15 protein-coding genes are annotated in these 12590 nt (G+C 69.7%); 5 read left to right on the top strand and 10 right to left on the bottom strand.

What is annotated here, in order from left to right; all coding sequences use genetic code 11:
- Positions 1–6 precede the first annotated feature (6 nt).
- A complete protein-coding gene (locus tag H4N58_RS02650) occupies positions 7–1125 on the bottom strand; it encodes a glycosyltransferase (RefSeq protein ID WP_167249118.1) in 1119 nt (372 codons plus the stop codon).
- A gap of 152 nt (positions 1126–1277) precedes the next feature.
- On the opposite strand from H4N58_RS02650, the gene H4N58_RS02645 reads away from it, so the two are divergent.
- Positions 1278–2690, top strand: a complete 1413-nt coding sequence (locus H4N58_RS02645) for a polysaccharide biosynthesis tyrosine autokinase (RefSeq protein ID WP_243842867.1) — start codon at positions 1278–1280, stop codon at positions 2688–2690.
- Positions 2691–2692: 2 nt separating this feature from the next.
- On the opposite strand, the gene H4N58_RS02640 is transcribed toward H4N58_RS02645, so the two are convergent.
- From H4N58_RS02640 to H4N58_RS02630, 3 genes are read right to left on the bottom strand one after another with little or no spacing between them, the layout of a single operon-like run.
- Positions 2693–4006, bottom strand: coding sequence for a UDP-glucose/GDP-mannose dehydrogenase family protein (locus tag H4N58_RS02640; RefSeq protein ID WP_167249120.1), 1314 nt, complete (start codon positions 4004–4006; stop codon positions 2693–2695).
- A 23-nt stretch (positions 4007–4029) separates the two neighbouring features.
- Complete coding sequence (locus H4N58_RS02635; protein WP_167249122.1) at positions 4030–5013, bottom strand: folate-binding protein YgfZ; 984 nt, start codon at positions 5011–5013, stop codon at positions 4030–4032.
- Positions 5006–5515, bottom strand: coding sequence for an FABP family protein (locus H4N58_RS02630; RefSeq protein WP_167001414.1), 510 nt, complete (start codon positions 5513–5515; stop codon positions 5006–5008). The genes H4N58_RS02635 and H4N58_RS02630 overlap by 8 nt, the downstream gene beginning before the upstream one ends.
- 62 nt (positions 5516–5577) lie before the next feature.
- Between H4N58_RS02630 and dtd the strand changes: the two genes are divergently transcribed.
- A complete protein-coding gene (gene dtd / locus H4N58_RS02625) occupies positions 5578–6039 on the top strand; it encodes a D-aminoacyl-tRNA deacylase (protein ID WP_167249124.1) in 462 nt (153 codons plus the stop codon).
- A 95-nt stretch (positions 6040–6134) separates the two neighbouring features.
- Positions 6135–7250: an LCP family protein gene (locus tag H4N58_RS02620; protein WP_167249126.1), complete on the top strand. Its 1116-nt coding sequence runs from the start codon at positions 6135–6137 to the stop codon at positions 7248–7250.
- 115 nt (positions 7251–7365) lie between these two features.
- Here H4N58_RS02620 and H4N58_RS02615 read toward each other — a convergent pair whose 3' ends face one another.
- From H4N58_RS02615 to H4N58_RS02600, 4 genes are all read right to left on the bottom strand, one after another.
- Entirely contained in the window at positions 7366–7671 is a 306-nt protein-coding gene (locus H4N58_RS02615) for a DUF1416 domain-containing protein (protein ID WP_167249128.1), read from the bottom strand.
- A 2-nt stretch (positions 7672–7673) separates the two neighbouring features.
- Positions 7674–8522 (bottom strand): sulfurtransferase, encoded by an 849-nt coding sequence (locus H4N58_RS02610; RefSeq protein WP_167001410.1) that lies wholly within the window; start codon positions 8520–8522, stop codon positions 7674–7676.
- Positions 8523–8591: 69 nt separating this feature from the next.
- Positions 8592–9071 (bottom strand): DUF4395 domain-containing protein, encoded by a 480-nt coding sequence (locus H4N58_RS02605; RefSeq protein ID WP_167249130.1) that lies wholly within the window; start codon positions 9069–9071, stop codon positions 8592–8594.
- A gap of 220 nt (positions 9072–9291) precedes the next feature.
- Positions 9292–9762, bottom strand: a complete 471-nt coding sequence (locus H4N58_RS02600) for a thioredoxin family protein (RefSeq protein WP_167249132.1) — start codon at positions 9760–9762, stop codon at positions 9292–9294.
- Between the two features lie 22 nt (positions 9763–9784).
- On the opposite strand from H4N58_RS02600, the gene H4N58_RS02595 reads away from it, so the two are divergent.
- The gene (locus tag H4N58_RS02595) at positions 9785–10468 is read left to right on the top strand and encodes a DNA alkylation repair protein (RefSeq protein ID WP_167249134.1); all 684 of its coding nucleotides are present in this window, start codon (positions 9785–9787) and stop codon (positions 10466–10468) included.
- 17 nt (positions 10469–10485) lie between these two features.
- Here H4N58_RS02595 and H4N58_RS02590 read toward each other — a convergent pair whose 3' ends face one another.
- Together H4N58_RS02590 and H4N58_RS02585 are read right to left on the bottom strand one after the other, a co-directional pair.
- Entirely contained in the window at positions 10486–11310 is an 825-nt protein-coding gene (locus H4N58_RS02590) for a hypothetical protein (RefSeq protein WP_167001406.1), read from the bottom strand.
- On the bottom strand, positions 11307–11717 hold the full coding sequence (locus tag H4N58_RS02585; protein ID WP_182397134.1) for a MoaD/ThiS family protein: 411 nt from the start codon (positions 11715–11717) through the stop codon (positions 11307–11309). Before H4N58_RS02585 ends, H4N58_RS02590 begins: the two co-directional genes overlap by 4 nt.
- 77 nt (positions 11718–11794) lie before the next feature.
- On the opposite strand from H4N58_RS02585, the gene H4N58_RS02580 reads away from it, so the two are divergent.
- Positions 11795–12553, top strand: coding sequence for a response regulator transcription factor (locus H4N58_RS02580; protein ID WP_167001405.1), 759 nt, complete (start codon positions 11795–11797; stop codon positions 12551–12553).
- The last annotated feature ends 37 nt before the right edge of the window (positions 12554–12590 follow it).

Genomic DNA, 12590 nt, shown 5'->3' with positions numbered 1-12590 from the left:
CCCGGCTCATGGCTCGAGCTCGCGGTACGCCTCGAGCAGGCGTGCGTGGACGTTCTCGAGACGTCGTCCTTGTGCGACGGAGCTTCGGGCTGCCGTCGACATCCGCGCGTACTCGGCAGCAGGCAGGTCACGCATCCGCTGCAGGGCAAGCCGTAGGCCTGCCGGGTCGCGCGCTCGCACCACGTAGCCGTTGACGCCGTCGTCGACCAGCTCACGGCATCCCCGCACGTCCGTGACGACAGTCGGCCGCCCGGCCGCGAGGGCCTCGATGACACTCTGCGGAACCCCTTCGCGGTAGCTCGGGAGACACAGCACGTCGGCGTCGGCGACCACCTGGCGCAGCGTGGGCTGATCCACACGACCATGGACGACGACCGTACCCGGCGCGGCCGTCGCGGCGATGGCCGCGGGGTCGACAGGGCGCGGGTCAGTAGGTTCGGCAGCACCGACAAGGTGCAGCCGAACCCCCTCCAGTCCTCGGACCGCTTCCACCAGGTCGAGCACGCCCTTCTCCTCAACCATCCGGCCGACGTAGACGATTTCGAGCGGCCCTGTCGATCGGGGGGCGGGCACCATGTCGAACCATGCGTCCTCGACGCCGTTGCCGAGGTAGCGCAGCCGGCTGTTGTAGCGGCGCCCACGCGACTCGTCGAGGTCCTCGGTGCTCTGGAAGAGCATGAGGTCCGTGCGCCGTGCCAGCACCCGCTCTGCCTGTTGGATGGCGCGGGCGCGGCCCCGTGGCGGCCAGACATGGCCGTACCCGTGAACGGTATAGACCATCTGCATCCCGACCGGCCAGCACGAACGGGGCACCCACCGTACGGTCAGCGCGACAGCGGGCGAGTGGAGGTGGAGGTAGGTCGGCCTCCACTCGCGCGCGGCGCGTACGAGCTCCACGAGCGTGGCGGCCACGCGGTGCGGCAAGGGCCGGCGAGGGAACGGAATATCGATCGGTTCGAAGGGTGCGAGCCGTGCCCAGTTGACGTCGGATGACCGCCCGCAAGCCACACGCACGTCGTACCCGTGTTCCTGCTGGAACCCGAACTGGGGCTGCAGCCGGGCGATCGCATCACCGGGGGCGACGTGAAGGACTCGTCCTCGGACGGCTGTGCTGCCCTGCGACATCTCGACCCACCCCTCATCCGTTCGGCAACCCCGGTGCGGCCGACGTGACGGGAGACTAGTCGTCACCGCCCACCTCGGCAGGTCGCACGCATCGCTCGCCGTCATTGGCGACCTGTCCTAGTGTGAGGAGGCACTGACGAGCCAAGGGGGGCATGTTGGGGGTCCACGAGCTACTGCAGGTGCTGCGCAGGCGATGGCGGGTCATCACGGCGTGCGTCGTCGTCGCGCTCGCGATCGCCGGGGTGTTCCTAGTCAGGGCGACGCCGGAGTACACCTCAACGACGAGACTGTTCGTCTCGACTCCGCAGGCCGACAGCACCGACGCCTATCAAGGTGGACTGTTCTCCCAGCAACGCGTTGCCTCGTACGCGACGTTGATCACCGGGCAGGCTGTCGCCGAGCGGGTGGCCGACCGCCTCGACCTCGACGCCACGCCGAGCGAGCTCGCAGAGCAGATCAGCGCCTCGGTAGTCCCCGAGACGGTGATCCTCGAGGTGAGCGCTACTGACCCGGAACCTGAGCAGGCGCAGCGGATCGCAGAGGCGACCGCGGCAGAATTCAGCACCTATGTACGAGAGCTGGAGCGTGCGGGACGCAACGGACGCGCGCCGATCACCGCGACGGTCGTGGACGAGGCCACGCTTCCCGAGACCCCCAGCACGCCGAACATCGAGCGGACCGTGGGGCTCGCGCTCCTCCTCGGCCTGCTCGTCGGGGTCGGGGCAGCGCTGCTCCGCGAGAACCTCGACACGTCGGTGCGCACGAGCGACGACCTCGGGGAGGTGACCGACGCTCCCGTCCTCGGCTCCATCCCGTACGACTCCGCAGCGTCGAAGAGCCCGCTCGTCACCCAGATCGGTCTGCTCGCTCCGCGGACGGAGGCCTTCCGCGTCCTGCGGACCAACCTCCAGTTCGTCGACGTCGACGCGTCCAACAAGGTCATCGTGGTGACGAGCTCGATCCCCGACGAGGGCAAGTCGACGACGGCGACGAACCTCGCGCTGACCCTCGCGATCGCCCAGCACCGCGTCGTCCTCGTCGAGGGTGACCTCCGGCGACCGCGGCTCACCGACTACCTCGGGCTCCGCTCGAGCATCGGCCTCACGTCGGTGATGATCGGTCGGAGCAGCCTCGGCGACGCGCTCCAGCCGACGAGCAACAAGTTCCTCGATGTCCTCACGAGCGGGCCGATCCCGCCCAACCCTGCCGAGCTTCTCCAGAGTCAGGCGATGGCGGAGACCTTGCGCACGCTGCGGGAGTCGTACGACGTGGTCCTGATCGACGCCCCTCCGCTGCTGCCGATCACCGACGCCGCTCTGCTGGCCTCGCAGGCCGACGGCGCCATCCTCGTGGTGCGGTCGAAGAAGACGACCCGGGACCAGGTGCGACGCGCGGTCGACCGGTTGCAGGGCGTGGGTGCGCGGTTGCTCGGGACGGTGCTCACCATGACGCCGGTGCGGTCCCAGGAGGGAAGCTGGTCCGGCTACGGCTACGGCTACGGCCACACCGACCCGCCGACCGAGGCGCACCCCCACGACGACGAGGCCGTGCGGCATCGCGCCTGAGGTTAGGGGCGACCGAGTCCGCGGTAGGTCCAGCCGGCGTCGCGCCACGTCTCAGGGTCAAGCACGTTTCGTCCGTCGACGACGACCGGGTTGCGGACCTGCTTCGCAAGGTCCGCCGGATCGAGTGTGACGTACTCGCGCCACTCGGTGAGCAGCAGCACGAGGTCGGCACCCTCGACGGCCTCGTCGACGGTGGCGACGTAGGTGAGGTCGGGGTGCAGCCGGCGGGCGTTCTCGACCGCATGCGGGTCGGTGACGCGCACCTCCGCACCGTGGACGTGCAGCCGTTCGGCCACGTCCAGGGCGGGCGAGTCGCGCACGTCGTCGCTGTTCGGTTTGAACGCCGCACCCAGCACCGCGATCCGGCGGCCGGTGACGGTGCCGTCGAGGACCTGGCGCGCGATCTCGACCACGCGGTCACGGCGTCGCAGGTTGATGGTGTCGACCTCGCGCAGGAACGTCAGCGCCTGGTCGGCACCCAGCTCGCCGGCGCGTGCCATGAAGGCGCGGATGTCCTTGGGCAGGCAACCGCCGCCGAAGCCGATCCCGGCGTTGAGGAACTTGCGTCCGATGCGGTCGTCGTGACCGATCGCGTCGGCCAGCGCAGTGACGTCGGCGCCGGCGACCTCGCACAGCTCGGCCATGGCGTTGATGAACGAGATCTTGGTGGCGAGGAAGGAGTTGGCGGCGACCTTGACCAGCTCGGCGGTCGGGTAGTCGGTGACGACCAGCGGCACGTCCTCGGCCAGCGGTGCGGCGTACACCTCGTCGAGGATCGCCCTGGCGCGCTCGCCGGCCGGGCCCTCGGGCACGCCGTACACGATCCGGTCGGGGTGCAGCGTGTCCTGGACCGCGTAGCCCTCACGCAGGAACTCGGGGTTCCACACCAACGTCGCCTCCGGCTGGACCTCGGCGATCCGTGCTGCCAGCCGCGCCGCCGTACCGACCGGCACCGTCGACTTGCCGACCACCACATCACCCGGGGCGAGGTGCGGGAGCAGGGCCTCGATGGCGCTCTCGACCTGGCTGAGGTCGGCGGCGTTCTCACCGGCGCGCTGCGGCGTCCCGACGCAGACGAAGTGGACGGCGCTGCCGGCGACCGCTGCCGCGTCCGTGGTGTAGCGCAGCCGCCCGGTGTCACCCTGTTCGCTCAACAGCCCCTGGAGGCCAGGCTCGAAGAACGGTGCGCGCCCGGCCGAGAGCTCGTCGACGATGCGGGTGTCGATGTCGACTCCCGTGACGTCGTGTCCCATGCGGGAGAGGCACGACGAGGTGACGGCACCCAGGTATGAGCAGCCGATGACCGAGATACGCATGCGGGCGACGATAGCAACCAGGCTCAGAGCGCCGGACGCACGTGCAGGCCGACCTCAGGATCGACCAACGCCTCCTGCGTGGCGGCGACGCCGTCAGCGAGCACGGTCGCCTCGACGGGCACGTTGCGCTTGACGACGGCGAGGGCGATCGGACCGAGCTCGTGGTGGCGGGCGGTCGAGCCGACGAACCCGACACGGCGCCCGTCGAGCACGACGTCGGACCCGTGGAGCGGCAGGTGCTCGGCCGAACCGTCGAGGTGCAGCAGCACGGCGCGGCGCGGCGGGCGGCCGAGGTTGTGGATGCGTGCGACCGTCTCCTGGCCGCGGTAGCAGCCCTTCGCGAGGTGGACGGCCTGCATGAGCTCCGGGGTCCCGGTCGAGGCGTCGTACTGCCAGCCGTACTCGTTGGGGATCGACTTGTCGTCGGTGTCGAGCCCGAGCCTCGGCACGCCGGCGGCGATCCGCAGCGCCTCCCAGGCCCAGGTGCCGACGGCCGCGCCGTAGGTGTCTGGGGCGGCCGCGAGCTCCGTACGAGGCACCACGGCAAAGCCGAGCCCGGACAGCCCGAGCACCGCGTACGCGTCGGTCGCGAGCGTTACCTCGACGCGCATCATGAAGCGCATCGAGTCGAGGTACGAGGCGAGCGCGGCGCCCTGGCCGGGCTCGGTGTGCGCCACGAACGTCTCACCGTCGTCGACGCCGTGGAACGCGTGCTCGACCCGACCCTGCGGCGACAGCACCAGGGCCTGCGTCGGCGTCCCCGGGGCCAACCCCTCGAACGCCTGAGTGGTCAGCGAGTGCAGCCAGCCCAACCGGTCGGGTCCGGTGATGGTCACGACGTCGCGGTGGGAGAGGTCGACGAAGGCCTTGTCTGCCTCGAGCGCACGCTGCTCGGTGCTGATCGCGCCGTAGTGCGCGGCCACACCACGGTCGATGCCCTCCCCCTCGACGGCGCCGGGTAGGTCGAGGAGCGGGCTGCGGTAGGTCGGTGCATCGAGATCAGACACGCTTGAGCTGCCCCCAAAGGTGCGACTGCATGGGTTGCCCCTGTGCAGCCATGTCGTAGGCGTACATGAGGTCGCCGTCCACCAGCCCGTACATGCGCTGGCCGGCCGTGTACTCCTTGGCGGTCGGCGTCCGTACGACCGCGTCGGTCTGCAACGTGAGGCGCGGGCCGTCGAGCTCGCCGAAGTAGATCTCCACGAACCCGGTCGGGTGCGTCAGCAGGAGCTCGACCGGCCCCTTGGCCTTGTCGATCGGTCCGCCGGGGCGCAGGAAGCCGGTCTCGAGGGCGCCAGGGCGAATACGCTCACCGGACTCGTCGGTGAGCCATGTCTGGCTGAAGTAGTGGAGGAACGGACGCCCGTCGTGCGCGAAGGCGATGTCCTGCTCGAAGGAGAACGGCTCGATCGTCGGGTAGTCGCCGCGTCCGTTGCCGTGCCACTGGCCCAGCAACCACGCGAGTCCGAGGATGTCGGGGTGAAGGTCCTCGGGGATCTCGAAGGGCATGCGCTCAGTCTACGGGCGGGTCCGAGGGTTGACGCCCGTGCCGTACGCGCCAGAATGTTGCGGTGCGTGCCGTCGTCCAACGAGTCAGCTCCGCCTCGGTACGTGTCGACGGCGAGGTCGTCGGCGCCTTCGACGGCCCGGGACTGGTGGTCCTGGTCGGCATCACGCACACCGACAGCGCCGACGACGCCGCTGCTCTGGCCACCAAGATCTGGAACCTGCGGATCCTCCGCGACGAACGCTCCGCCGCAGATGTCGATGCACCGCTGCTCGTCATCAGCCAGTTCACCTTGTACGCCGACGTCCGCAAGGGACGGCGCCCGTCGTGGGGTGACGCGGCTCCCGGGCCGGTCTCCGAACCCCTGTACGAGGAGTTCTGCAGGGTCCTTCGGGAACTCGGAGCGACTGTCGAACGTGGAAGGTTCGGGGCCGACATGGCGGTCGACCTCGTCAACGACGGACCGGTGACGTTGGTCCTCGACAGCGGTGAACTGACAAGGAGAGACACTGTTCGCCTGGGATGATCGCCGGTCTTGAGGCAGAATAAGGGGATTGCAGCCCCGGCCAGACGTCCTGGGCTGCCGTCATGCCGGGTGGCATGTACTGAACAGGGAGTTGGATGAGCGACTACGACGGCGCCGGCAAACGACGCGCTGAGAAGCCGCGCGGCTGGGTGCGCCGCCACTGGGTGGCGGCCACGATCGCGACTCTGCTCTCCGTCTTCCTCGTCGCTTCCGGCGCATACGCCCTCGGCATGATCAAGAGCTTCACCGGCATCGACAAGGTCCCCATCGCGGCCATTAAAGAAGAGAACCGCCCTGATCCCGCTCCCGGCGAGGCGCTCAACATCCTCGTGCTCGGCGCCGACGCCGAGGCCGACGGCAACAACAACTCCTCCTCGATCAAAGCCGACCTCAACGACGATGGCCTTTGGAAGGAGGGACGGATCCATCGCAGCGACACCATCATGGTTGCGCACGTCTCGGCCGACCGTAGCCGTGTCTCCGTCATCTCCATCCCGCGCGACTCCCATGTGACGATCTACGACGAGGAGGGCGAGGCGCGGGGCGAGGACAAGATCAACGCCGCCTTCGCCAACTACGGCCCGAACGGCGCGATCTCGACGGTCGAGCACCTCACCAACCTCCGCCTCGACCACATGGTGATCATGGACTGGGACGGCTTCCGCGACATGACGGAGGCGGTCGGCGGGGTCCGGGTCTACATCCCCGAGACGTTCTACGACACCTCCCAGAAGGTCAGCTGGGAGAAGGGCTGGCACAAGCTCAAGGGCAAGAAGGCCCTCCAGTACGTCCGCACCCGCTACGGGCTCGGCGACGGTGACTTCGATCGGATCAAGCGTCAGCAGAACTTCATCCGGCTGCTCCTCAAGAAGATGATGAGCACCGAGAACATCAGCAACCCCATCAAGCTCCAGAAGACGGTCGGCTCCGTCGCGAAGCACCTCACCATCGATGAGAACTTCAGCGTCTCGACCATCACCGACCTCGCCTGGAACATGAAGAGCATCAACGTCGACGAGGTGGACTTCATGACGGTGCCACTCGCTGCCCAGCGGTTCGGCGAGGATGCCAATGGTCAGAGCATCGTCAACCTCGACCTCGAAAAGGGCGAGCAGCTCTGGCGGATGGTCCGCAACGACCGGGTCAAGAGATACCTCCGCCTCTATCCCGACGACGCCTCCAAGCTCGGCTCCGAGACCGAAGTCAACTGACCGTACGCCGAAGCCCCCGCCCCGGAGAGCCGGGGCGGGGGCTTCGTGGTCTCGACAGGCTCGACCAGCGGGAGGTCGGCTCGACCAGCGGCAGGTCGGCTCGACCAGCGGGAGGTCAGACGGTCTCGAGCGTCACCTCGACGTCGACCGCGCTTCCCCGCTGGGCCTGGACCAGCCGGTCGACCGGCTGGACCCGCGGCGCGAGCGTGCGCAGCGTCCACTGCCCGGGAGCCGCGAAGAACCGGAACTGTCCGGTCTCCGACGTCGGCACCTCGGCGGTGAACTCACCGGTCGCGTCGAGGAGGCGTACGTAGGCGTTGCCCACGGGCTCGCCCGCCTTCGTCACGATGCCCTGGATGACGGACTCCTTGTCGAGGTCGACCCCGTCCAGGCTCGGGCCGCCACGCGTCGCGCCGCACATGCTCAGGCCTCGCCGGGCTCGTCGCCGAGCGCGACCGGCACGCCGATGAGCGAACCGTACTCAGTCCAGGAGCCGTCGTAGTTCTTGACGTTCGGGATCTCGAGGAGCTCCTGCAGCACGAACCACGTGTGCGAGGAGCGCTCACCGATGCGGCAGTACGCGATGGTGTCCTTGCTGCGGTCGAGGCCGGCCTCGGCGTACAGCGCCTCGAGCTCTTCGTTGCTCCTGAAGGTGCCGTCGTCGTTGGCCGCCTTGCTCCACGGGACGTTGCCGGCCGTGGGGATGTGGCCGCCGCGCTGCGCCTGCTCCTGCGGGAGGTGCGCCGGCGCCAGCAGGCGCCCGGCGAACTCGTCGGGGCTGCGGACGTCGATGAGGTTCTGGACGCCGATGGCGGCCACGACCTCGTCGCGGAACGCGCGGATCGACGTGTCCTGCTCCTGCGCGGTGTAGGACGTCGTCGCGCGGGTCGGGATCTCCTCGACGAGCTCACGGCTGTCGAGCTCCCACTTCTTGCGGCCGCCGTCGAGCAGCTTGACGTCCTGGTGGCCGTACAGCTTGAAGTACCAGTAGGCGTAGGCGGCGAACCAGTTGTTGTTGCCGCCGTAGAGCACGACGGTGTCGTCGTTGCTCACGCCACGCTCGGACAGGAGCGCCTCGAACTGCGCCTTGTTGACGAAGTCGCGGCGGACCGGATCCTGCAGGTCGTTCTTCCAGTCGAGCTTGATCGCACCGGCGATGTGGCCCTTGTCGTAAGCGGTGGTGTCCTCGTCGACCTCGATGAGCACGATGCCGTCGTCGGCGAGGTGCTCCTCGACCCAGTCGGCGGTGACGAGCGCAGATTCGCGGCTCATGGTATTACCTCCACGGTTGTTGTCAGGCTGAGATGTGACGGTGATGGGTTTGTGGTGTGAGTCGGTGAGTCAGGCCCGCTGCGGTGCGACGCGACGGACCAGCAGGTACATCTCGCAGCCGAGGCAGAAGCCAGTGACGGCGTTGAGCAGGGCCGCCGCGAGCGCAAAGCCGACGGCGACCGCAGCGACCGCGGTCAGGCCGGCGAGCGACGCCACGAGGCCGACGAGCGCGAAGACCCCGCCGACCGCCTGGGCGAACCGCGGCGGACGTGCATCCTCGGTCTCGGCCGGCGCCCCGATCCGGGGGCGGACGACACGAGCGAACATCTGCGCGTACGGGGTGCGTGCCGGGCCGCCGAGGACACCGACGGCGAAGACCGCGAACTGCAGACCGATCAGGACCGTCGCGAACGGCGAACCGATCGCGACGAGCGCGACACCGAGGACGACCGCCGTGATCGTGGCGGCGAAGCGCTGGCCACGCGGATCGACGCGACCGACGGGACGGTCATCGTTGGGACGCACGACAGGCTGGGAGGTTGCAGACATCAGGGACTCCAGGCGCAGAACGTGTGCCGCATCGAGGCGGCGGGCTTTGTCGCCGTGAGGCGACGTGGGCGGGTTCGTTCAGCGCATTCGACACAGCGCCGAGCGCACGCGGCAGTGGTCCACTGCGCGTCGCTTGGTCAGAAGTGTCGTACGAGGCATGTCGGCAAGAGTAGGCGGCAACCCGGGCCTGGTCACGTTCGGGTCTCGAATAGCGAGACGGCTATCCGACATCTGAGATGCGAGATCGAATGACCGAGGTCAGCACTGCCTCGATCTCGGGCATCTTGGGCACGCCGCTCGCACGGGCGACGACAGCGCCCGCGCTGTCGAGCACCAGCACGGTCGGGGTGCGCCGGATGTCGAGCCGACGGACGAGATCGAGGTGCGACTCGGCGTCGACGTCGGCGTACGCCACGTCGTCGCGCGCGTCGGCCACCTTCGTCAGCAGCACCCGCGCTGCGCGGCACGGCGCGCAGAAGGCGCTCGAGACCTGGACGAGCGTCGCCCCACTCCCCAGCTCGGCGCCGATCTCGGCCGCAGTCAGCACCTCACGGGCCGGGGCGACCGGGGCAGCAGCGCTCACCGACGTGGGCGACGTCGTGCGCACGCGACCGTCGACGCGCTTGCGGACCAGCGCGAACGCACCGGTCGCCACGAGCACGACGAGGAGGACGGAGACACCGAGAGGCACGCGTCAAGAGTACGTTCCCCTCATGAAGGACGACGTCGCGTCCGTCGCCGACCGCCTCACCGTCGCGCTCGCAGGGCACGGTGATGCCGAACGCGCCGAGGGCGCCGCGCGCTACCTGAAGAGCATGCGCCCTCACCTCGGCGTCCGGGTGCCGGACGTCCGGGGCACGGTCCGCGCCACCCTCCGTACCAGCGGGGTGGCCGGCCCCGAGGACGTCCTCCACCTCGCCACCCGGCTGTGGGCGTCCGAGGTTCACGAGCACCGGCTCGCGGCTGTGTTCGTCCTCGCCCAGCGTGCGGGCGCGCTCACCTGCGAGGACCTCGCGATGGTCGAGCACATGCTGCGCGAGGCGGAGACCTGGGCGATCGTCGACCCGCTCGCGACCGAGGTGGTGAGCGCCGTGACCGCGCGACCGGGCAGCACGGTCGCCTGCGGCGACGTCCTTGACCGCTGGGCGCGGGACGCCGACTTCTGGGTACGCCGGGCGGCGCTGCTCGCGCTGCTACCGGCGCTGCGGGCGGGCGGAGGCGACTGGGAGCGCTTCAGCCGGTACGCCGACTCGATGCTCGACGAGCGGGAGCTCTTCGTTCGCAAGGCGATCGGGTGGGTCCTGCGCGACACCGCGCGACGTCCCCCGAGCTCGTCGCCGAGTGGATCGCCCGACGTCGCCGGACCCCTCGTCGCGCAGGCCTACCGCGCGCGCTGAGTGCCCTGCCCGACCCGTCAGATGCCTGCCCAGAGGAGGGCGGCGACGAAGACCACGGGGCCGGCGAGCGCGATCGGCGCCACGACCTCCATCGGCCACCGCGCAGGCGGGAGCGGACGCCACCACTGACCGAGCTTGCGCCCGGCCATCACCGATCCGGCGATGGCGACGGCAGCGACACCGCCCGCCACGGCGTTGACGCCCTCCCAGGACGCCATCACGATCCCGACCAGCGCGCACACCGCCAGCGCCCACACCTGGACCACCGCCCGTGCGCGGCGAGCCCGGTCGGCGACGAGCGCAACGACCGTGACGACTGCGGCGACCACGACGGCCGCGCGACCGACCGGGGACTCCGCCGCGGCGAGCCACCCCGTCACCAGCAGAGCGACGAAGCCCGTGGTGACCACGTCACCGAGGGCCGTCACGACGTCCGTACGAGGCGCCGGGCGCCGCACCTGCGCGATCAGCGCCAGCAGGATCAGGACCGGGAGCGCCAGCCCGATGCCTGCGAGCGTGCCGCTCTCGACCATCGCGCCCGCCATCACCGTCGTCCCGCGGGCACCGGCGGCGGTCGACGGCCACATGGTCACCACCGCAGCGACGAGACCGGCGACGGCGATGGGGACGACCTTCGGCGCGCGGACCGGCGTACGGGAGACACCGGGTGCCGACGGCGCCGACGCGAGGAGGAGCTGGATGAGCAGAACGGCCGCTGCCATCACCACGGCACCGGCCTGCGCCGCGAGCGCAAGGAGGCCGACGAACGCCGTGGTCACGAGACCGGGCGCGATCGCGGTAAGCCCGAGGGGCGATCGTGCCTCCTCGCGGACGCGACTCACGTCTGGGCTCGTCGCCTGCGTCCCCCGACCGACAGATTCGTGTGCGCGGTGCCACCGGAGCCTCCGGCGCTGTGCCGACTATCGCCTCCGGCGCTGTGCCGACTATCGCCTCCGGCGAAGGGCGGCAGCAGCTCCAGCTGGCCGCCGGCGGGCACCATGACGGTCGCCGGGTCGGTGCCTCCGAGCGGCTCCTCACCCACCAGCACCGAGCAGATCTCGAGCACTCGCATGAAGCGCTCGTTGCCGTCGTGCAACGCGCGCACGGCGTCGAGGACGTCGGCGACGGTGCCTGGATCGACGTGATCGACCTCACGACCTGCGGCCGCTCGGGCCGCCGCCCAATAGCGCACCGTGACGCCCGCACTGCGCTCGACGTCACGGTTACCGGTTGTTGATGCATCGGTCACGTAGCCTATTGTGGAGCAAGCAATGAAGCCCTGGGCACAGCCCTGGGCTTTCTTTGTATCCGCAGAAGGGTTCCGCGATGTCCACCTTGCTCCTGCTGACGCCGAGTACGCAGTCGTCCATCGAAGTACTTCCTGCCCTCGCGCTCCTTCCCCATCACGTCAAGATCCTTCCTCCTGACGCCAGCGCCCTCCTCGACGCACCCTCGTGCGACGCCGTCCTCATCGACGGGCGTGCCGACCTCGCTCAGGCGCGCGGACTCACCCGGCTCCTCCGCACCACCGGCGTCGACGCGCCGCTCGTCCTGATCGTCACCGAGGGTGGCCTTGCGGTCGTGGCCGCCGACTGGGGCATGGACGACGTCCTGCTCACCACCGCAGGCCCCGCAGAGGTCGAGGCCCGTCTGCGTCTCGCCATCGGCCGCGTCTCCGCCGAGGCCGGGACCGACCCCGACGCCCACGTCATCAAGTCCGGCGGCCTCACCGTCGACGACGTCACCTACACCGCACGCCTCGATGGCCGCTCCCTCGACCTGACGTTCAAAGAGTTCGAGCTCCTCAAGTTCCTCGCGCAGCACCCCGGCCGCGTGTTCACGCGCCAGCAGCTACTGCAGGAGGTCTGGGGCTACGACTACTTCGGCGGCACCCGTACGGTCGACGTCCACGTACGGCGACTGCGGGCCAAGCTCGGCCCGGACAACGAGACGCTCATCGGCACCGTCCGCAACGTCGGCTACCGGTTCGTCGCGCAGGCGCGTGACCGGCGTGAGGCCGGCGCCTCGGAGGAGACAGACGACGCCGACCGGGCGCCGGCGCCGAACGCCTTCTCGCGCCGCTGAGGGCTGTGCTTGGATCGAACCAACCGATCCATCGCGC

Source organism: Mumia sp. ZJ1417 (genome assembly GCF_014127285.1).
Lineage (GTDB): Bacteria > Actinomycetota > Actinomycetes > Propionibacteriales > Nocardioidaceae > Mumia.
This window is presented reverse-complemented; position numbering and strand designations above follow the sequence as displayed.